At 47.2% G+C, this 20,036-nt stretch carries 14 protein-coding genes and 1 pseudogene; 7 read left to right on the top strand and 8 right to left on the bottom strand.

What is annotated here, in order from left to right; genetic code table 11:
• Position 1: 1 nt before the first annotated feature.
• Both ONT19_RS04320 and ONT19_RS04315 read right to left on the bottom strand, forming a co-directional pair.
• A complete protein-coding gene (locus ONT19_RS04320) occupies positions 2-1,222 on the bottom strand; it encodes an efflux RND transporter periplasmic adaptor subunit (protein ID WP_264952205.1) in 1,221 nt (406 codons plus the stop codon).
• A 104-nt stretch (positions 1,223-1,326) separates the two neighbouring features.
• Complete coding sequence (locus tag ONT19_RS04315; protein ID WP_264952206.1) at positions 1,327-1,731, bottom strand: hypothetical protein; 405 nt, start codon at positions 1,729-1,731, stop codon at positions 1,327-1,329.
• A gap of 195 nt (positions 1,732-1,926) precedes the next feature.
• Between ONT19_RS04315 and ONT19_RS04310 the strand changes: the two genes are divergently transcribed.
• Positions 1,927-4,011 carry a protein-disulfide reductase DsbD family protein gene (locus ONT19_RS04310; protein WP_264952207.1) on the top strand — a complete coding sequence of 695 codons (2,085 nt, stop codon included), beginning with the start codon at positions 1,927-1,929 and terminating at the stop codon, positions 4,009-4,011.
• Between the two features lie 450 nt (positions 4,012-4,461).
• On the opposite strand, the gene ONT19_RS04305 is transcribed toward ONT19_RS04310, so the two are convergent.
• Both ONT19_RS04305 and ONT19_RS04300 read right to left on the bottom strand, forming a co-directional pair.
• Positions 4,462-6,069, bottom strand: coding sequence for an OmpP1/FadL family transporter (locus tag ONT19_RS04305; RefSeq protein ID WP_264952208.1), 1,608 nt, complete (start codon positions 6,067-6,069; stop codon positions 4,462-4,464).
• Between the two features lie 29 nt (positions 6,070-6,098).
• Positions 6,099-7,073, bottom strand: coding sequence for a hypothetical protein (locus ONT19_RS04300; protein WP_264952209.1), 975 nt, complete (start codon positions 7,071-7,073; stop codon positions 6,099-6,101).
• A gap of 282 nt (positions 7,074-7,355) precedes the next feature.
• Here ONT19_RS04300 and prmA point away from each other — a divergent pair, with 282 nt between their 5' ends.
• Complete coding sequence (gene prmA / locus ONT19_RS04295) at positions 7,356-8,228, top strand: 50S ribosomal protein L11 methyltransferase (RefSeq protein WP_264952210.1); 873 nt, start codon at positions 7,356-7,358, stop codon at positions 8,226-8,228.
• A gap of 111 nt (positions 8,229-8,339) precedes the next feature.
• Here the strand turns inward: prmA and ONT19_RS04290 are convergent, their stop codons facing one another.
• Both ONT19_RS04290 and ONT19_RS04285 read right to left on the bottom strand, forming a co-directional pair.
• Positions 8,340-9,191 (bottom strand): glycoside hydrolase family 25 protein, encoded by an 852-nt coding sequence (locus ONT19_RS04290; protein WP_118139723.1) that lies wholly within the window; start codon positions 9,189-9,191, stop codon positions 8,340-8,342.
• A 66-nt stretch (positions 9,192-9,257) separates the two neighbouring features.
• Entirely contained in the window at positions 9,258-10,907 is a 1,650-nt protein-coding gene (locus ONT19_RS04285) for a diphosphate--fructose-6-phosphate 1-phosphotransferase (RefSeq protein ID WP_144153154.1), read from the bottom strand.
• Positions 10,908-11,101: 194 nt separating this feature from the next.
• Here ONT19_RS04285 and ONT19_RS04280 point away from each other — a divergent pair, with 194 nt between their 5' ends.
• The 5 genes and pseudogenes from ONT19_RS04280 to ONT19_RS04260 form a co-directional block, all read left to right on the top strand.
• The gene (locus ONT19_RS04280; protein ID WP_203068594.1) at positions 11,102-11,374 is read left to right on the top strand and encodes a hypothetical protein; all 273 of its coding nucleotides are present in this window, start codon (positions 11,102-11,104) and stop codon (positions 11,372-11,374) included.
• A 42-nt stretch (positions 11,375-11,416) separates the two neighbouring features.
• On the top strand, positions 11,417-11,974 hold the full coding sequence (locus tag ONT19_RS04275) for a 1-acyl-sn-glycerol-3-phosphate acyltransferase (protein WP_022121200.1): 558 nt from the start codon (positions 11,417-11,419) through the stop codon (positions 11,972-11,974).
• 90 nt (positions 11,975-12,064) lie between these two features.
• Positions 12,065-14,713 (top strand): fibronectin type III domain-containing protein, encoded by a 2,649-nt coding sequence (locus tag ONT19_RS04270; RefSeq protein ID WP_264952211.1) that lies wholly within the window; start codon positions 12,065-12,067, stop codon positions 14,711-14,713.
• 34 nt (positions 14,714-14,747) lie between these two features.
• Positions 14,748-15,089, top strand: coding sequence for a hypothetical protein (locus tag ONT19_RS04265; RefSeq protein ID WP_022121198.1), 342 nt, complete (start codon positions 14,748-14,750; stop codon positions 15,087-15,089).
• Positions 15,090-15,099: 10 nt separating this feature from the next.
• A pseudogene (locus tag ONT19_RS04260) lies at positions 15,100-17,161 on the top strand (YgiQ family radical SAM protein); the annotation flags it as partial.
• Positions 17,162-17,597: 436 nt separating this feature from the next.
• Here ONT19_RS04260 and hisC read toward each other — a convergent pair.
• Together hisC and hisD are read right to left on the bottom strand one after the other, a co-directional pair.
• The gene (gene hisC / locus ONT19_RS04255) at positions 17,598-18,632 is read right to left on the bottom strand and encodes a histidinol-phosphate transaminase (RefSeq protein ID WP_264952212.1); all 1,035 of its coding nucleotides are present in this window, start codon (positions 18,630-18,632) and stop codon (positions 17,598-17,600) included.
• 50 nt (positions 18,633-18,682) lie between these two features.
• Positions 18,683-19,969: a histidinol dehydrogenase gene (hisD, locus tag ONT19_RS04250; protein ID WP_264952213.1), complete on the bottom strand. Its 1,287-nt coding sequence runs from the start codon at positions 19,967-19,969 to the stop codon at positions 18,683-18,685.
• Between the last annotated feature and the right edge of the window lie 67 nt (positions 19,970-20,036).

Here is a 20,036-nt window from a genome sequence, read left to right as displayed (position 1 = left end):
ATTAATGCTCATCCGCATGTTCGCCCGTGAGCGAAGCCAGATAATATGCATTTTCTGTCACAATCTTCTTGCCCTCCTGCTTCAGATGTTTGCAGAGTTTTACCTCGGTATAAGCTCCATCCGAAACGCCCGTAATAACCTCGTGGCGGGAGAAGCTGTACTCGCCCTTCTCTGGCTTGCCGTTCAGAGCGAAGACAAACTGCTTGCCGTCGGTACTGACGATGGCCTTGGAAGGAAGGGCGATGCACGACTGGCTGCCCGTAGCTATCTTGCCGCTTACGTACATTCCGTCGAAGAGTCGGGCTGAGCCGTGAACTCCGCTGGTTTTAAGAGACTGCGCATCTATTTTTACATGAACAGCAACTGATTTCGAATTATCGTTAAAGTATTGGTTTAAACCAGAGACATGTCCGACGAGCTTGATGCCCGGCTGATTGGTAAGCGAGAGATAAACCTTATCGCCCGGCTTTACCTTCTGCAAATCTTTCTCGAAAATGTTCAAATCGCACTCTATCGCCTGGTTGTTCTGAATCTTCAAGAGCGGAGTCTGCATGTCGGCAAAGCTGCCCAAGCTGGCTGTAATCTGCGAAACCGTACCCGCAATCGGAGCACGCAAAGGGAAGGCTGTGGTAAACTTGCCCCTGGCTACGGCGGCGGTAGAAATGCCCATCTGGGCAAGCTGCTTGCCGATGCCGATGAGGTTGGCGTGGGCCACATGATACTCCTTAGCTGCCTGCTGCGCATTCTTCTTGACGCCAGCTCCGGCCTTGTTCAGCAGTTTCTGTCGCTCCAGGTCGGCAAGTGCCAGTTCGCACTCCTTGCTGGCAGAAAAATATTCGCGTTGCAGACTGACCACATCTGTATTTTCGACCAGCGCCACCACCTGTCCGCGCTTCACATTCTGTCCTTCCTTCACGTAGATAGCCTTCACCACGCCACCCATGAGCGAAGCCACATCGCCCTTGTTCTGGGCGCGCAAAACGAGCTGACCGTTGGCTGCAATCGTAGCATCCATCACGCGGTCAACCGCCTCGCCCATCATCAGATCTACAGCATCTACCTGTTTCTGAGAGAGCGGAATATTGTCAAAATCCACCTCTTCATGTTCATGCTCATGTCCGTGTTCGGCAGCATGAGCCTCTGCTCCGGCGTGGTTTGAGAAAAAGGTGAAACCACACCAGGCTAAGATTGCCGCAACGGCAACCACCAATATTCTTTTCATTTTTTCTTCTTTTTATTGATTAATAATTTCGGGTGCAAAAGTACGCACTTTTCCCTGCAACCCGGTTGCAAAAGCTGCATCCTGGTTGCTCTAACTGCAGAAAATCAACAAAAAGAAGGAGGTCCTCGCCTATTGATGGCCGTTTCATCAACACAAGGAAGGCTGGCTGCAAACTGCTGCCAACGCACGCAAATAATCGACGAGGTAGGGATAAACAAATACTCAGAAGAAAGCACGGAAAGAAGATGGTTACCATCGAAAAGCTGCTTCTGGATGTTCTTCACAATCTTGCCGTTGGTTACAAAATGGTGCATCTGATGCACGCGGCAACCATCGTTTTCATTCTCATGATGCTCAGTATGCTCATCGTTGAGCTTACCATCCTGCTGGCAACGTTCTACAACCATACATATACGCCCCATGTGATGATGATGCATCACCACCGTAGAGAGCAGCACACTCATCGTGGCCACCAGGAGGCTGAATAAGTATAGTTTCTTCTTTGCCATTTTATTCTGTTTCCAATTTTACGATTGCTTTCATTCTGCCCGCAAAATTACATTAAAAGTACGAAACAGCCAAGTAAAACTGAGAAAATTAGCATTTTTTCTTAAAAAAATTAAAACCGAGTACCCTTAAAGCCATCTGAATACGTAATATGATTAGTTTTTAGTAACTTTGCAACATAAAATTAAAAAATAGAAATGAAAAAAGTATTTTTAATCTTTCAATTACTCCTTGTAGTAATGCTGGCTCAGGCGCAGATGATGAACCCTGTGAAGTTCACCAGCTCGCTGAAAACAGACGGAAGTGCTGTGGCCGAAATCGTGTTTAGCGGAAAAATCCAACCGGGATGGCACGTCTACTCTACCGGTTTGGGTGGCGACGGTCCGATTTCCGCTTCGTTCAACGTAAACAAGCTTGAAGGAGCTGAGCTCGTAGGAAAACTTCAGCCACGCGGCAGAGAGATTGCAAAGTTCGACCCTCTCTTCGAGATGAAACTCCGTTATTTTGAAGGTAGCGTTACCTTTGTACAGAAGGTGAAGTTTACCCAACCAAATTATCATATTGATGCCTATCTTGAGTATGGCGCCTGCAACGACCAGAACTGCCTGCCACCAAGCGAGGCTGGTTTTAAGCAGAGTGGCAAATCACCAGCCGTTGATGCTCCTGCAGCTGGGGCTAAAGATGCTCTGAATGCAAAGGCGATTGATCCTGCCCTTGCAGCCAAGATGAAGGCCGATTCGCTTGCCAAGGCCGCAGCCCTGGCTCAGACCGATAGTGCTACTCAGCCCGTAGATTCCGCAGCTTTGGCATCTGCTATGGAAAATCTGAACGTCAAGGACTTATGGAAACCGGTTGTTAAAGAACTTCAGGCATTTGGCGGAGCTAATGATATCGCCAACCATTCGCTCTTCTACATTTTCTTCATCGGTTTCGTGGGCGGTCTGCTTGCGCTCGTCATGCCTTGCATCTGGCCTATCATCCCGATGACCGTAAGTTTCTTCCTGAAGCGTGCTAAGAACGATAAGAAGAAAGGTATCCGCGATGCGATTACTTATGGTTTGAGCATCGTAGTCATCTATCTGTTTTTGGGTCTTGCCGTAACAGCCATCGCAGGTCCTAGCACCTTGAATGCGCTCAGCACAAGTGCCGTTTTCAACATCATCCTCTTCCTCCTGCTTGCCGTTTTCGCCTTCTCGTTCTTCGGTTGGTTCGAAATCAAATTGCCTGACAGTTGGGGAAATGCGGTAGACAACAAGGCTTCCAGCACCACGGGTATGATTTCTATCTTCCTGATGGCTTTCACCCTGGTATTGGTCAGCTTCTCATGTACAGCTCCTATCATCGGTTTGCTGCTGGTTCAGACCGTTACCTCCGGCGACTGGCTCGCTCCTACCGTGGGAATGTTCGGTTTTGCGCTTGCTCTGGCGCTCCCATTCACCCTCTTCGCCCTCTTCCCATCATGGTTGAAGTCGGCTCCTAAGTCGGGTTCGTGGATGGAGACCATCAAGATTGTGCTCGGCTTCATCGAGCTTGCCTTCTCTCTGAAGTTCCTCTCTGTAGCCGATCTGGCTTACGGCTGGCACATCATGGACCGCGAGGTATTCCTCTCTCTCTGGATTGTCATCTTCGGTCTGTTGGGTCTCTATCTCATCGGCAAGCTGAAGTTCCAGGTTGATGCAATCGGGGGCGACATCAACAAGCCTATGCCTGTAGCCTGCATCATGTTGGGTCTCTGTTCTTTGGCATTCTCGGTTTACATGATTCCGGGCCTCTGGGGCGCTCCTTGCAAGGCTGTGAGCGCATTTGCTCCACCTATTAATACACAGGACTTTAACCTCAACACCAAGACCGTAGAGCCTGCTTACAAGGATTATGAGTTGGGAATGGCTGCTGCCAAGGCTTCCGGCAAACCGGTATTGCTTGATTTCACGGGTTATGGCTGTGTAAACTGCCGCAAGATGGAGGCTTCTGTCTGGACAGATCCATCGGTTGCCGATAAGCTGACAAAGGATTATGTTCTCATCTCACTTTATGTAGATGACAAGACTCCTCTTGCTGAGCCTATGGAGGTAACGTTTAATGGCGAGAAGCGCACCCTACGAACCGTTGGCGACAAGTGGAGTTATCTGCAGACAAGCAAGTTTGGAGCTAATGCCCAGCCATTCTATGTGGCTATTGACAACGATGGCAATCCTCTTGCAGCAGCCTTCAGTTTCAAAGAAGATGTTAGTGCTTATCTCGACTTCCTGAACAAGGGTCTGGATAATTACAGAAACAAATAATATATGATTTAATAGTTCAAATAAGGCCGGTATTGGTTCATTTAAGTAGATTTATGAAGGATAAATTTTAATAGATTAGTTTATTCAAGGTAGATTTATTTAGGATAGTTACTTCCCCCGACAGGTATGGTTTCCAAGCCATCCTGTTGGGGGATTTTTTTTGTAAAGGCACAAAAAAATAGGGCCTGTTTCACAACAGACCCTAAACATACTTACTAAAACTAAATTAACCACTAAAAAAACTAATATTTTTAAATCCTAGAAAATAAGGTGAATAACACCTTTAATCTAAAAACCTAATCTATGACACGAAATCATCCCGATTTCTTGATTGCAAAGGTAGGATTTTTATATGAAACCGCCAAACTTTTTCCCAACTTTTTTTCTAAGAGTGGGCTTTTTTATCGGGATTTCACATTATTTAATCAATAACTCCCCTACCTTCACATTTTAGAACCTATAGCCAACGGTCATCAGTAACTGGTGGCGTTTGTTGTCAACCTTGGTTGCATTAACAGAGCAGCCCATATCCGTAAAACTTTCGAATGGATAGAAATCTCCCTTTTGAGAAGAATACTGATAAGCCACATCTATAGCCAAATTCTGGTAATTGAAACCTACACCTAAAGTAAAACGGTTTGTCGCCTTCCAGTTGGTATAATCAGCAGAAGAAGCGATGTAAACGCCATTACTATCAAATGTCTGATCGCGCAAAGCATTATCCTTGTACATTGGCGATACATAATTATAACCTAATCGGATTGACAACATGTCAACAGGCTTAATCTCTGCACCTAACTTCAAGGTACTTACACCTTGCAGGTTCAATTGAGTATCGTGATTCATAGCCTCATCACTACTACTGCTCTCATAATAGTCTCCCCAATAGGAATCATAATAACCACCATCCTTCACACGGTTGTCCATATGATCGTACCAGGCATATTCATAAGTTGCACCAAGTGCCAGATAATTTCCTATAGTATGACCCAAGCTGGCGCCCACTTTCCATGGTGTATTAAGCCGGAAATCATAATCTATACTCTGTCCCCTACTACCCTTGACATAACAAGGCTGCTGACTTCCATCTTTTTCCTCATAGGTAGCAGGATCATTATTCCCCGAAATAGTAATATCATTATCACCACTAACTGTGAGATCATAGAAGATAGGGCTATTGAAATAAGCACCAATACGGAAAGGAGAATCCTTGACTGGACGGAAGATAACACCCGCCTTCACATCAAATCCTGTTCCAGTAATCTTCAACTGCTCAAATGAATCCATTATATTTCCATCAACGAAGTCTTCAGAATAAAGAGAATTGCTGTTGTAGTGAACATCATGAAGTCCGACTGTCAAACCAAGCCAAACCTGATTATTAAGCGAGCCACTAATGTTGAAATCATAGGTGCCAATATAACCATGCTGATACTGACCAAACAAATACTTATCAGCCTCAGCATAAGCCAAACCACCATCAGTAGGAACAGTAAACAAACCAGGCTGATAGTTTCCGGAATTATCCTTATATCCACCAAGGTTGGCGTCCTGACTGGTCCACCCCGCATACCCCTTGAAATTCTTAGCTGCGGTTATCTTATTAAGAGAAACATCCTTCAATGCTCCGGCAGCATTCAGAATCTGTCCAAAGTCGGCACTCTTATGATAATTGAAAGCCAGATTCAGCCAATTGGTACCTTTGTTTTTCGGACTCCATACGATACCCACCTGGTCAAAGGTAGGATGACTCTTTTTACCATTAAAAGTAATACGAGCATCATTATACTCCGTATAATTCTCTGCATCTGTCTGGGCGATAACTCCTGCAGTAAGAGTTATTTGGCTTTTACGGAAAAGACCAATACCTGCAGGGTTACTGCTGATAGTGGAAATATCGGCGCCCAAAGCTTCCATAGCACCACCCATACCCACATAGCGGGCAGTACCTGTAAGCTGGGGTGCAGCCAACTTAGCGTCCTGATAGGTTTCTTGCGCAGCAGCAGTCATGCTAGCCATGAGCATACTGGCAAAGAATATATGTTTTAATTTATTCATAATCTTAAATACTAATTGTTATTATCAATTTATCTTCTTCCTCCGAAGCTGCCGCCACCAGAGTGACCACCGCCGCCTCCGAAGCTACCGCCACCGGAACGGCCGCTACCGCTGAAGCTGCCACCTCCGAAATTACCGCTACTGTTACTAAAGCCAGAATTACTACGACTACCCCAAGAAGAGTTATTATTAAAGTTGCCAGTATTCTGACGCTGGCCAAAGCTACGGTTAGAACCACTACGGCGTGAATAAGTATTACGGTTATTACCGCCAACACCTGTATACTGGTGATTAGAACCATCAATACGACCTGGGTTGTTATAGCGAATGTTGCCAGCAAATCCACCATAGCTAACATGCCCGATTACCGGACCTCCCCAATACCAAGGATTGTAGTAGCCGCCCCAGCCATAATACCAAGGGTCATACCAGCCGCAGTAACCATAATACCAAGGATCGTACCAAGGGTCGAACCAAGGATCATACCAGCCGGCATAATAGCCGTAGCGCCAAGGATTGTGCCAGCCCCACATGCGGCTGCGCCAGTAGTAAGGACCGTAACCATAATAATCGTAGAACCATGGATCATAGAATCCGTCCCATCGGCTCATCTCGCGTGTGCGTACGAAATCCTCATCCCTGTCAGCATACTTCTGGGCGAAGTAAGCATCATCATAAATGCTGTCTGGCGCCACACCCTTGCCCACATGGAACTGGATAATGTCGTTGCCCAGGGAATCTTTCCCTACATTCTCATAATGGCTGAAGATTCTGCCGCCTCGATTGTATTCATCTACCGAACGGTCGCTTCCGCTCCAAAACAGCCGATAAACACTATCTCTACGTGCCCGCTGTTCAGCATACTGGCGCTGGAGCAGAGCCCGTCTTTCAGCCTTTTCTTTGGCCTCCTTCTTCGGATTGAAGTAGAGGTCATCGTCCTGTGCCATCGAAGTGAGTGGCATCGCAGCTGCGATAAGGACTGCAAGAAGATACTTTCTTTTCATATTCTGTTCTCCTATTTATTTTTTCTCTTTTCTTTCTTCTATTTTTCTCATCCCGAATCATCATCAATCATCAGGAAGAAGGCTCCAGAAAGAGCCCTTTTCTGATTATATAATAATCTGGATGCAAAAATATTGCTTATCTTTATGCAAAAATACAGAATTTCCCTAAATAATTGTAGGTTTTCCCCTATTTTTTTATAATTTTGCAGAAGATTTAAAACAAATCTAGCTTTTTTGAACATTCGAAGGCGTTTTTAGACAAGAAATTAATACAAATTAAATATGAAATATTTAGTAGCAACATTCACTATTGAAACGACTGCCGACTTGATGCAGGCCTCTCAGGATCTGCTTGCCGATGGTGCAGCCGAAGCCGGATTTGAATCTTTTGAGGAAACAGAAACCGGAATGGAAGCGTATGTGCAGAAAGAACTCTTCGACAAGGAGATGCTGGATGCCTATATTGCTGATTTCCCTATCGGGGATGCGAAAATTACCTACGTGGTGAAAGATGCAGAAGACAAGGATTGGAATCAGGAATGGGAAGAACAGGGATTCGAACCAATTTATGTGGACAACCAGGTGGTGATTTACGATGCGAAACATCCCGAACTCTATCCCGATACGAGCAACAGACCCGACATGATAGAAATAGGTATTGAGGCGAAACTGGCGTTCGGAACAGGAAACCACGAAACCACACGCATGATCATTTCGCAGCTGCTCCACATGCCTATCAGAACCAAGCGCATCCTGGATTGCGGAACGGGTACGGGAATCCTTGCCCTTACCTGCTCAAAACTCGGAGCGAAAGACGTGGTAGGCTACGATATTGACGAATGGAGCGTGGAAAATGCCAAGCATAATGCCGTGCTTAACGGCGTAACTAACATGGAAGTACTCTTTGGCAACAGTCAGGTAATCAACCACATCAGCGGCGTTTTCGACCTGGTTCTAGCCAATATCAACCGTAACATTCTGCTCAACGACATGCGCGCTTTCCGTAGCGTGATGAACATCGGCGGAACCCTGGTTCTGAGCGGCTTCTACGAAGAAGATATTCCTGTACTCCTGGAGAAAGCAGAAGAACTGGGAATGCATGAAATAAACAGACAGATTGACAACAATTGGGCCTGCCTTGTTTTAGGTTCATAAAGATTCTTTTCTGATTCTAAACATTCAGAACGAAAAATCTGAAATCAGAAATATCAGATTGGAACATACGAATAAAGGTTGGATTTTCGCATATTGCCAAAAGTCCAACCTTTATTCCATGAATTTCTTCTCATTATTATTGCTTCCTATGCAGAGCTGCTTGAGCTCATAATAACTGCCGTTGTAAATATTGAAATCTACGTAGCCTTTAATGCCCGGCAACTTGCCCACATCCGTATGCTGCCAGAACTTCCATTTGCCCTTATACTGAACCTTGTCAACATAATAGTGGGCTATCCAGTAAGGATAATCATCGAAGACAGGCGCACTCAGATATTGCTCCTTGAATTTATAATAGGTGTAGATGATAGGTTTAACATGATACTTATCCTCTACTATATGCAGCCAGGTAAGCACATCACGCTGGAAATCCTCCACACTCTTATCTGCCGGCTTATGTTCTATATCCAGTACCGGAGGCAAATCGCCATCCGTAAGATGAACCTGGTCTAGGAAATAATAAGCCTGTTCTCGGGCTGTCGACTTATTGCTCCAGAAATGATAAACACCCCGGATGAAACCGAAATCGCGAGCCTGATTAAAGTTCTCGCGGAAATTCTCATCGAGCCGTGAAGAACCCTCCGTACTCTTGATGATGACGAAGCGCACAGGACAACCCTTGATCATCGCATTCTTGAGCTGTTCCCAGTCTATCTTGCCCTGATAATGCGAAATATCGATTCCATGAATCTCGTAACCTTCAGGATATTCAGCATCGCCATAAAGCGCACGCCAGCGGAAACCAGTTGGACCTACAAAGAAATGATAGAACAGAAAGACATAGAGCACGATAACCGCCGTTCCGCCTATCCACCACGCCCAACGGGGATAGCGTTGCAAAAAAGAAGACGAACGCCTTCTACCACGGGAGCCGCCACGCCGAGGAGTTTTCTTTCTCGCCATGGCACTCTTTTTCTGTGAAGAAGCCGTTCGTCTTGTTGACATATAAAAAAATATTTATTCTATTTTTTACTTAGCCTGCTCCAACTGGAGAGTCTTTGTGGTCTGGTCGCAAACCTCAGAAGGACCCCAGTACTGGATAGGACCTGGATAAACGTAAGCTGTTTCCTTAGCCCACTCATCGCGCTTAGAAGCGAAGAACTTGAATGGAGCACCATCCAGCTCAACGAGAGCCTTGCGGATAACTGGCTTGTTAGCACCATTACGACGCTCGATGTTCATCATCATAGTGATTGGCACACCACCTGCAATCCACTCTGCTGCAGGAGCAGTTGTGTTCTTGATGATTGACATGTAACCGGTCTTGCCGTTAGCGATAAGGCGTGAAGCGTTGAAACCGAGTGAGTAGCAGTAGTCAGCATCGTAGTTAGAAGGAGCTGCGCAACGTCCCTCGTAACCGAAGAAGTGGTGCTGTGCAGAGAACTTACCTACGTACTTACCCTCCTTCTTCCATGCAGCCAACTTCTCAGCTACCATGCGAGAAAGCAACTTCTCTGTCTCGATGAGAGAAACCTGTACGTTTCCGTGAGGGTCGCGGTCGAGGCAAAGCTGGCGAGCTACGTCAGCTGGCAAAGACTCCAATACTGCGAGGTTGTCCTTAGCGATGGCACCCTTAACGAATGCAATCTGCTCCTCAGCACTTGCAAACTCACGGCTCTCGCCTGTTGCAGGGTCTGTAAGAACCTCGTTCAATTCTGCGATAAGCTTCTTGATAGCTGGGATGAACTCGATCAAGCCTTCTGGGATGAGAACAGTACCGAAGTTGTTGCCCTCAGCAGCACGGTTAGCTACTGCAGTTGCAATATAAGTAACCACATCATCGAGTGACATTTCCTTAGCCTCTACCTCCTCAGAAATCAAGCAGATGTTTGGCTGAGTCTGGAGAGCGCACTCAAGAGCGATGTGAGATGCTGAACGACCCATCAGCTTGATGAAGTGCCAGTACTTACGTGCTGAGTTACAGTCGCGCTCGATGTTACCGATGAGTTCAGAATATGTCTTGCAGGCTGTATCGAAACCGAAAGAAGTCTCAATCTGCTCGTTCTTCAAGTCGCCGTCGATAGTCTTAGGGCAACCGATTACCTGTACGCCATACTTCTTGGCAGCATAGTATTCTGCGAGAACGCAAGCGTTGGTATTTGAGTCGTCACCACCGATGATGACAAGTGCCTTGATGCCGAGTTCACGAAGAATCTCAATACCCTTCTCAAACTGGTCTTCCTTCTCAAGCTTGGTACGACCGGAACCGATGATGTCGAAACCACCAGTATTGCGGTATTCGTCCATGAGTTCAGAAGTAATCTCCATGTACTTATGGTCAACGAGACCACCAGGACCGAGGATGAAACCGTAGAGCTTGTTAGCTGGGTTGAGAGACTTCACACCGTCGAAAAGACCAGAAATCACGTTGTGACCGCCAGGAGCCTGACCACCTGAGAGGATAACACCTACGTTGAAAGCAGGAAGTTCCTTAGCCTCGCCTGCCTCGAATGTAATAACAGGCATTCCATAAGTGTTAGGGAACAACGCCTTGATTTCATCCTGATTACCTACTGACTGTGTTGCTGCACCTTCAACTGCCTTTACTGGGCCCTGGAGAGCCTTAGGCAATTTTGGCTGATAAGCAGCTCTTGCAATCTGCAATGCACTTTTTTCCATAATTCGTTTTTATTTTAATTAGTTGAAACTTCAAAAACATCTGCAAAAATAACTCTTTTCTGCGAGATACGGAAAGAAAAATGCTAAAAATGCGTTAATAGATACATTTTTTCCCAAAAAATGATGTTATTTCAAAGAAAATGATTATCTTTGAGCGATATTTTTAATTATTCATTAATTAGGAGAAAAGAATTATGGCTAATAAAAGAGATTTAAAGCGCACGATCAACTACATTACAAGCGAACTTTTCGCCGAAACAGTAGCTGCATCTTTGTATAACGGTAAGCCTACACAGGAAGATGTGGATGGCATTCTTTCAGCTATCGTCATGATCAACGGCGATTACATCAGCCGCGTGTCTCACCCGGAACCGGGAATCAAGAAGGGTGAATATTATAAAAAGCTCATAGGCGACTTCAACAAGCAGATGAGCGAAATCATCGACCAGATTTCAAACCTGGCATAATCCTTTTATCATCAGAATCAGAAAATACACCTATTTATATATATGGTAAAAGGAATTTGTCAATGGATATTGTATAAGCGCTTGGGCTATAAGAAAATCATCACCCAGGAGCTTCCTGAAAAGTATATTATCTGCATGGCTCCGCACACCAGCAACTGGGACCTGATTCTGGGCCAGCTCTTTGCCCATGCTGAGGGAATCAAATGTAATTTCCTCATGAAAAAGGAATGGTTCTTCTGGCCGCTAGGTCCTATCTTCAGAAAGATGGGAGGTATTCCTGTGTGGAGAAGCAAACATACTAGCATGACGGATAATCTGGCTGCTGAAGCGGATAAGCGGAAGGCTTTCGGACTGTGCATTACGCCCGAAGGTACCCGCTCGCTCAACCCGGAATGGAAAAAGGGATTCTATTTCATAGCCCTCAAGGCGCATCTGCCTATCCATCTCTATGGGCTTGACTATGAGAAGAAGGTTATCCAATGCACCCGGCAGATTATCCCGTCAGGAGATGTTGACAAAGACATGCGTGAAATCAAGTTGTACTTCAAGGATTTCAAAGGAAAGAAACCGGAGAAGTTCACAATCGGAAATATTGATTAAACGTTAGAAGATAACGGTTTAGTCAGCTATTAAAGAAGGAGTATTCGTATAGTGAAACACCAAAACATAACATATTGTTTGATAAGCAGTTTGCTGTTAGCCGCTGGAGCTTCGCTTCAGGCTAACGGCAAATCGTTTTTTCCTACCTACGAAGAGGCTAACAGCGGCGCATGGCAAGGCATAGATTATGATGGCGACCCATGGGTGTTTAATGTTTCCCGCCCTTATTTCGTTACGGCAGGACTACAGAACAGGCACCTTTCGCTATGGGCCTCGCACGGACGGTATTATTATGCCGACAGAGATGTATGGAAATGGCAACGCCCTAACCTGTTTTGCACAAACGAAGATCTCTTTACCCAAACCATCGTAGTGCCCTACCTCATCCCGATGCTCCAGAATGCGGGAGCCATCGTCTTCACGCCCCGCGAAAGAGACTGGCAGACGAACGAAATCGTCATCGATAATGATGATGCTGTCAAGTCGGTTTATTATTTCGAAAAGGAGGGGAGCAAGCGATGGAAAAACTGCGATTCGCTCGGTTTTGCCAACTGCTCCCGACTGAAAGATGGGGAAAATCCGTTCCGCATGGGAACCGTGAGACAGGCGAAGGCTACCAAGCGCAAGAAAACCAGCCAGGTAAGCTACCAGCCCCGTTTCAAGGAAGCCGGCAAATACGCAGTCTACGTAAGTTACCAGTCGCTCCCCAAGAGCGTGAGCGATGCAAGATACATCGTTTATCACAAGGGCGAAGCCACGGAGTTTTCCGTTAACCAGCGCATGGGCGGAGGCACCTGGGTTTACCTGGGCACCTTCGATTTCGACAAGGGCTGCAACGAGTTCAACCGCGTGGTCTGCACCAACAAGGCTTCACGCCGTGGAGTAGTAACTACAGATGCTGTCCGCTTTGGCGGCGGCATGGGAAACATAGAGCGTGGCGGTTACACCAGCGGATTGCCCCGTTGCCTGGAAGGAGCCAGATACTACGCCCAATGGGCAGGTGCTCCTTATAAGGTTTATGGAGGCAGAAAGGGAGAAAATGATTACGCCGACGACATCAACACCCGTTCGCTGATGACCAACTGGCTGGGCGGCGGTTCGGTTTACATGCCTGCCAAAAATGGCAAGCACGTGCCTATAGAACTCTCGCTGGCACTTCATAGTGATGCGGGTTACAATAAGGACGGAAAATCTACCTTTGGAGCCCTTGCTATCTGCACCACAGATTATAACGACGGAATGCTGAACAGCGGAATCTCAAGATTCACATCCAAGGATTTCGCCAGGGCTCTACGCGATAATCTCGTTACGGATCTGACGGCTCAGTTCGGAGAATTCGGCAAACGCTACCTATGGGACAGAAACTATTCTGAAACCCGTCTGCCGGAAGTTCCGTCGGCTATTCTCGAAATGCTTTCGCATCAGAATTTCCCTGACATGAGAATTGCTCAGGATCCGCTCGGAAAGTTCTATATCGCACGCTCCATCTACAAAACTATCCTGCGCTTCGTAAACAGCAATCATGGAACCCGATACGTGGTCCAGCCGCTGGCTCCGCAGAACTTCAGCGTTACGCAGAACCAAGGTGTTGCCCTACTCTCATGGACTGCCCAGCTGGACAAGACGGAACCATCTGCCCGCCCTACTTCTTACATTATCTATAAGGCTGAGGGACAAGGCGGTTTTGACAACGGAACCATCGTGAACACCACCCGCTGCCAGATGCAGCTGGAACCGGGCAAGCTTTATCATTTCAAGGTGGCTGCGGTTAATGCGGGAGGAGAAAGTTTCACCACCGAAACCCTCTCTGTGCTCTATAATCCTGCTGCCAGCAAGTCTGTGCTCATCGTAAACAATTTCCATCGCCTTGCCTCTCCGCAGGTCGTGGATGATGAGGAAAAGCAAGGATTCGACCTCAATCAGGATCCGGGCGTAAGCTACGGACTGACGGCGGGATGGAGCGGCAAGCAGCAGGTGTTCGACAGAAGCAGAATGGGCAACGAAACCAGTTTCGGACTCGGTTTCAGCGGCAACGAAATGATTGGCAAGTTTGTGGCAGGCAACGACTTCAACTATGTTCAGGCGCACGCTACAAGTATTGCGGCTTCGGGCAAATATAATATTTCCAGCTGTTCGAGCGAAGTCATCGCCAGCGGCAGGGTTCAGATGAAGAACTATCAGGCAGTTGACTTCATCAACGGATTGGAGCGCCATGACGGCTATACTCACACCTTCTTCAAGTCGTTCACGCCTGCCCTGCAGAACAGCATCAGGCAATACGCCAGCCAAGGCGGCAGAATCCTGATAAGCGGTTCTTACACCGGAAGCGACATGCAGACTGAAGAGGAACAGGCGTTCCTGAGCGATATTCTGAAACTCAGCTATGAGCCTACAGGTTCTACGGCCATCACCAGGGACATCAATCCCGAAGATTCAACCGTAACAGAACGAGACAGTATTGTCTACACTTCGCCTAACGTCAAGGGTTTAGGTCTGCAGTTCAGCTATTATAACGAGCTGAATGCCCAGCATTATGCGGCAACCCATCCCGAGATATTGAAACCGGTTGGCAATTACGCCTTCACGGCGATGCAATACGATACGGGAACGAGTGCGGCTGTTGCCTACAAGAGCACAACTTACCGTAGCTTCGTCATGGGATTCCCGCTGGAATGCATCATCGACGAAAGAACCCGCACCAGCGTGTTGCTCGGCATTCTCAAATTTCTGACAGATTAAATTAAAAGTAAAACAGATAAAAAATTTTAAGCTTATGTATAAGATTCAAGCCAACCAGTCTGGCACTCGCTCTATCGAAGTGAGCGACCAGCATTTAGAGACCATCGAAAAGTATCAGTTACTCCGCAACCTCGTAGACAGCAACGGCATTATCGACGAGGAAGTGCTCGATAAACTGAAATTCAATGTGCGTTCACTCCTCGAGAGCAGCGACATCAAGGATAAGGAGTTGCTCGATCTCTGTCTCGACGTCATCTACAATCAGAACATGAAGGCGCTCGGTCTTCACAACCTCGTTCTGCTCTACGTAGACTGGAAAGACAAGAAGCAGGCTGAGGCTGCAGCAGATGCAGAACCAGACGCAGTAAATGATTAAAAAATATTGAATGGATTATAAGTTAACAGATTTCTTACCTACCACCAAGAAAGAATGCGAGTTGCGCGGATGGGACGAACTCGACGTCATCCTCTTTTCAGGAGATGCTTACGTTGACCACCCATCCTTCGGCCCTGCCATCCTCGGACGAATACTGGAAGCCAACGGCTATCGGGTAGCCATCGTTCCCCAGCCCGACTGGCACGGCGATTTCCGAGACTTCAAGAAACTCGGTCGCCCTCGCCTCTTCTTTGGTGTTTCTCCGGGCGCCATGGACTCGATGGTGAACCGCTACACGGCCAACCGCCGCATGCGTAGCGAGGACGCTTTCAGTCCCGACTCCCGCCACGACATGCGCCCCGACTATCCATCTATCGTCTATACGCAGATACTGAAGAAACTCTTTCCCGACGTACCTGTAGCACTAGGCGGTATTGAGGCTTCGTTGCGCCGCATCAGCCACTACGACTATTGGAAAGACGAGCTCCGCAAGTGCATTCTCTGCGATTCGGGCGCCGACCTCATTCTCTACGGAATGGGCGAACGTTCTATCGTTGAACTGGCCAATGCCTTTGCAGAAGGCAAGACGCTTAGCCAAATCCACGAAATGCCGCAGGTGGTTTTCTACTGCAAGGAAAGTGAGATTCCGGGCGGTTTCAAGGACGATGACATCATCCTCCACAGCCACGAAGAATGTCTCCACAACAAGAAGGGACAGGCTGAGAACGTGCGCCATCTGGAGGAAGAAGCCAACAAGATGCATGCTCAGCGCATGATTCAGGAAGTTGACGGCAAATATGTAGTGGTGAATCCGCCTTTCCCGCTGATGACTACCGCGGAACTGGATGCGGCTTTCGACCTGCCTTATACGCGTTTGCCTCATCCTAAATACAAGGGCAAGACCATTCCTGCCTACGAGATGATCAAGTTCTCCGTGAACCTTCATCGTGGCTGTTTCGGCGGCTGTTCTTTCTGCACCATTTCTGCCCATCAGGGTAAATTCGTGGTTTGCCGCAGCAAGGAGAGCATTCTGAAGGAGGTGAAGAAAATCATCCAGATGCCTGATTTCAAGGGCTATCTGAGCGATTTGGGCGGTCCTTCTGCCAACATGTACGGAATGCACGGCAAGAATCAGAAAGCCTGCGAAGTGTGCAAGCGCCCGTCGTGTGTAAACCCTCAGATTTGTCCGAACCTCAATACCGACCACAGCAAGCTTCTGGAGATTTATCATGCTGTAGATGCTTTGCCGGGAATCAAGAAGAGTTTCATTGGTAGTGGTGTGCGTTACGACCTTCTGCTGCATAAGAGCAAGGACGAAAAGGTGAATCAGGCGGCTAGAGAATACACGCGCGAACTGATTACCAAGCACGTAAGCGGCCGACTGAAGGTGGCTCCTGAACATACGAGTCCGGAGGTCTTGAAGTTCATGCGCAAGCCATCGTTCGACCTCTTCTACGAGTTCAAGCGCATCTTCGACAAGATCAACAAGGAAGAAGGTCTGAACCAGCAGATCATTCCTTACTTCATCAGTTCGCATCCGGGCTGTCATGAAGAAGACATGGCCGAACTTGCCGTCATTACGAAGGGACTGGACTTCCATCTGGAGCAGGTGCAGGATTTCACCCCTACTCCTATGACCATTTCTACCGAGACCTGGTACACGGGTTACGATCCTTACACCCTGGAGCCGGTCTTCAGCGCCAAGACTCAAAAAGAGAAGCTTGCCCAGCGCATGTTCTTCTTCTGGTACAAGCCTGAAGAGCGCCGCGCCATCGAGAGTGAACTTCGCCGGATAGGCAGAGCCGACCTCATCGACAAACTCTACGACAGGAAGAGCATGGGTGGCAGTTTCAAGGGTAAGAAGACGCATTATGACGATAAGGCGATAGGCTCTACATACGATAATCCAGGTGTAGGAAAAGGTGCTAAAGGCAAGCGTGGAGCTGGCAGAAATGCATCTGAACCGAATGCAGGAAAAAGCCGTGGCAGAAATGCTTCTGACCGCTTTGCCCCAAAGGGATATGGCAATGTGGGTTGCTATGATGAGGAGAAATACCTGAATAACGGAAAATCTCTAAAATCAGGTAAGCCTTCGAATGCCAACATCCGTGATGCCGTAGCAGCGGCCCGAGCCGAGCTGAGAAATCAGAAAGACCAGGGTGCCGGCTTCTTCAAGGACAAGAAGAAAAAGAGTTTCAACCCTAATTTCGACAATGACAACCATAACCGCAAGAACCGCTACAACAGCGGGGATAAGAACGAACGCGGCGGTCGTGGAAATCAAGGTCGTGGAAATCAAGGAAGAAATGAAGGTAGAGGCAGAAGAAGATAAATGTCAGCAATACGCCCTGAAAGGGCAAAAACTCCTAGCCCAGGGCAACACCCTGGGTTTAGAATGTGAGATACTAAAGTCGCCCTGTAAGGGCAAAAGCTTTAAATATATGAAGCTTTTGCCTTACAGGGCGACTTGGTTGTTAATATATAGACCCAGGGCGTGTTGCTTAAATGCTAGTACTGTCTCAAAGCACCGAGTAATTCAGCATTCTCGCTCTTGTTTCCTATCGTAATTCTCAGACAGTTGCCACACAACTGAACCTTGTTGCGGTTTCTTACGATAATGCCTTGTGCCACCAGATAATTATAGATGGCGTTGGCGTCGGTCATTTTAGCCAGGAAGAAGTTTGCATCAGTAGGATAAACCTTCTCGCAGATAGGCAGATCCAGGAATGCAGCCATTACCTTAGAACGCTCCTGCAGGATGTTCTTCACCCATTCGTCAACCTTCAGCGGATTCTTCATCACTTCCAGCGCATGCTCCTGAGTAAGCAGATTGACGTTATAAGGATATTTCACCTTATTAAATAGGTCAACAATCTCCTTGCTCGCAAATGCCATTCCCAAACGGAGGGCTGCACAGCCCCATGCCTTACTCATGGTGTTGAGCACAATCATGTTGGGAAATCTGTCGAGCACGCTGCGGAATGTGCGCTCCGAAGAGAAATCGGCGTAGGCTTCGTCGATAATGACAATACCCTGGAATTTCTGCAACACGTCTACGATTGCCTCGCGGTTGATGTGATTGCCCGTAGGATTGTTTGGACTGCAGAACCAGATAACCTTTGTCTGTTCATCGCAGGCTGCCAGCAGTTTTCCGGCAGAAATCTGATAGTTTTCATCGAGCAGCACAGAACGATACTCCACATCGTTGATGTCTGCACAAACTTCATACATTCCGTAAGTAGGTGCAATCGCTACTACATTATCCTTGCCCGGGCGGCAGAATACACGGTAAACCAAATCGATGGCCTCGTCGGAACCGTTGCCCAAGAAGATTTTCTCTTCAGCCACCCCCTTAATCTTGCTGATCTGCTTCTTCAGTTCAACCTGCAGCGGATCAGGATAGCGATTGTAAGGGTCATTATATGGATTTTCGTTGGCGTCGAGGAAGACGCGGGCATTTCTGCCTGCAAACTCCGTACGGGCGCAACTGTAAGGTGCCAGATTCCAGATGTTCTCTCGGCACAAATCTTTCAATTCTTTCATTTTTCTATCAAAAACTATTAAGAAGTATTTTTACAACTTCCCATTTCACCCTATTGTTTCAAACTGTTCACTCTCAGTCTCATCGCATTGGCATGAGCTTCCAATTGCTCATTTTCCGCCATGGTCACTACAGCATTTCCAATGTTACGAATACCTTCTTCTGTAAGATGCTGGAAGGTGATTTTGCGATTATAACTGTCCAGGTTCACTCCGTTGTAAGCCAAAGCATAACCATGGGTTGGCAAGGTATGGTTCGTACCGCTTGCATAGTCGCCTGCACTTTCGCACGCATAGTTTCCGAGGAATACACTACCTGCATTCACAACTTTTTCTGCCAGCTGCTCGTAATCGGCTGTGGCGATAATCAGATGCTCCGGTGCATAAGTATTGCAGAGGTCGATTGCCTCCTCTTCGGTCTTCACGAGGATAAACTTAGAGTTGTCTAACGAGGTCTGTGCCATCTCCTTACGTGGCAAACGTTCAAGCTGTACTTCAACTTCATTCTTTACATCATCCAGCACCTTTTCAGATGTAGTAATGAAGAAAACCTGAGAATCGAAACCATGTTCAGTCTGCGACAACAGGTCGGCAGCAGCAAACACAGGGTTGGCTGTTTCGTCGGCAATAAGACAAACTTCAGACGGACCGGCAGGCATGTCTATAGCCACATCGTGCAGGGAAACCTGCTGCTTGGCAGCCATGACAAACTGGTTGCCCGGACCGAAAATCTTATAAACCTTAGGCACGCTCTCCGTACCGTAAGCCATGGCTCCGATAGCCTGAACGCCACCCGCCTTAAAGATCTTGCTTACGCCCGCAATCTTTGCCGCCATGAGGATAGCCGGGTTCACCTTGCCCTCTTTATTAGGAGGAGTACACAGTACTATTTCTTTACATCCCGCAATCTTGGCAGGAGTAGCCAGCATCAGAACGGTGCTAAAGAGAGGAGCAGTACCTCCCGGGATATACAATCCCACCTTCTCTATAGCCACACTCTTCTGCCAGCAGGTTACACCAGGGCAAGTTTCAACCTTTACACCTTCAAACTTCTGGCTATGATGGAATGCGGCAATGTTATGATGGGCGAGGTGCAAAGCGTCTTTCAGTTCTTGAGAAACCATTTTCTCTGCCTCTTCGATTTCAGCTTCAGTCACAGCCAAAGAATCGAGATGGGCATGATCAAACTTCTCCTCGTAACGCTTCACGGCTTCGTCGCCATGGTTTTTCACATCGTCGAGTACACCATGTACGGTCGCATTCAGCTGCGAAACATCCAGGTGTGGGCGTTTTACAATCTCGCTCCATTCCTCCTTTGCAGGATACTTTATTACCTTCATTCCTATTATTAATGTTTAATTATTAATGTTTAATGTTTGGTTTTTAACGCATAATGTCTCTAAATAA

The organism is Segatella copri (genome assembly GCF_026015625.1).
Classification (GTDB): domain Bacteria; phylum Bacteroidota; class Bacteroidia; order Bacteroidales; family Bacteroidaceae; genus Prevotella; species Prevotella copri_H.
This window is presented reverse-complemented; position numbering and strand designations above follow the sequence as displayed.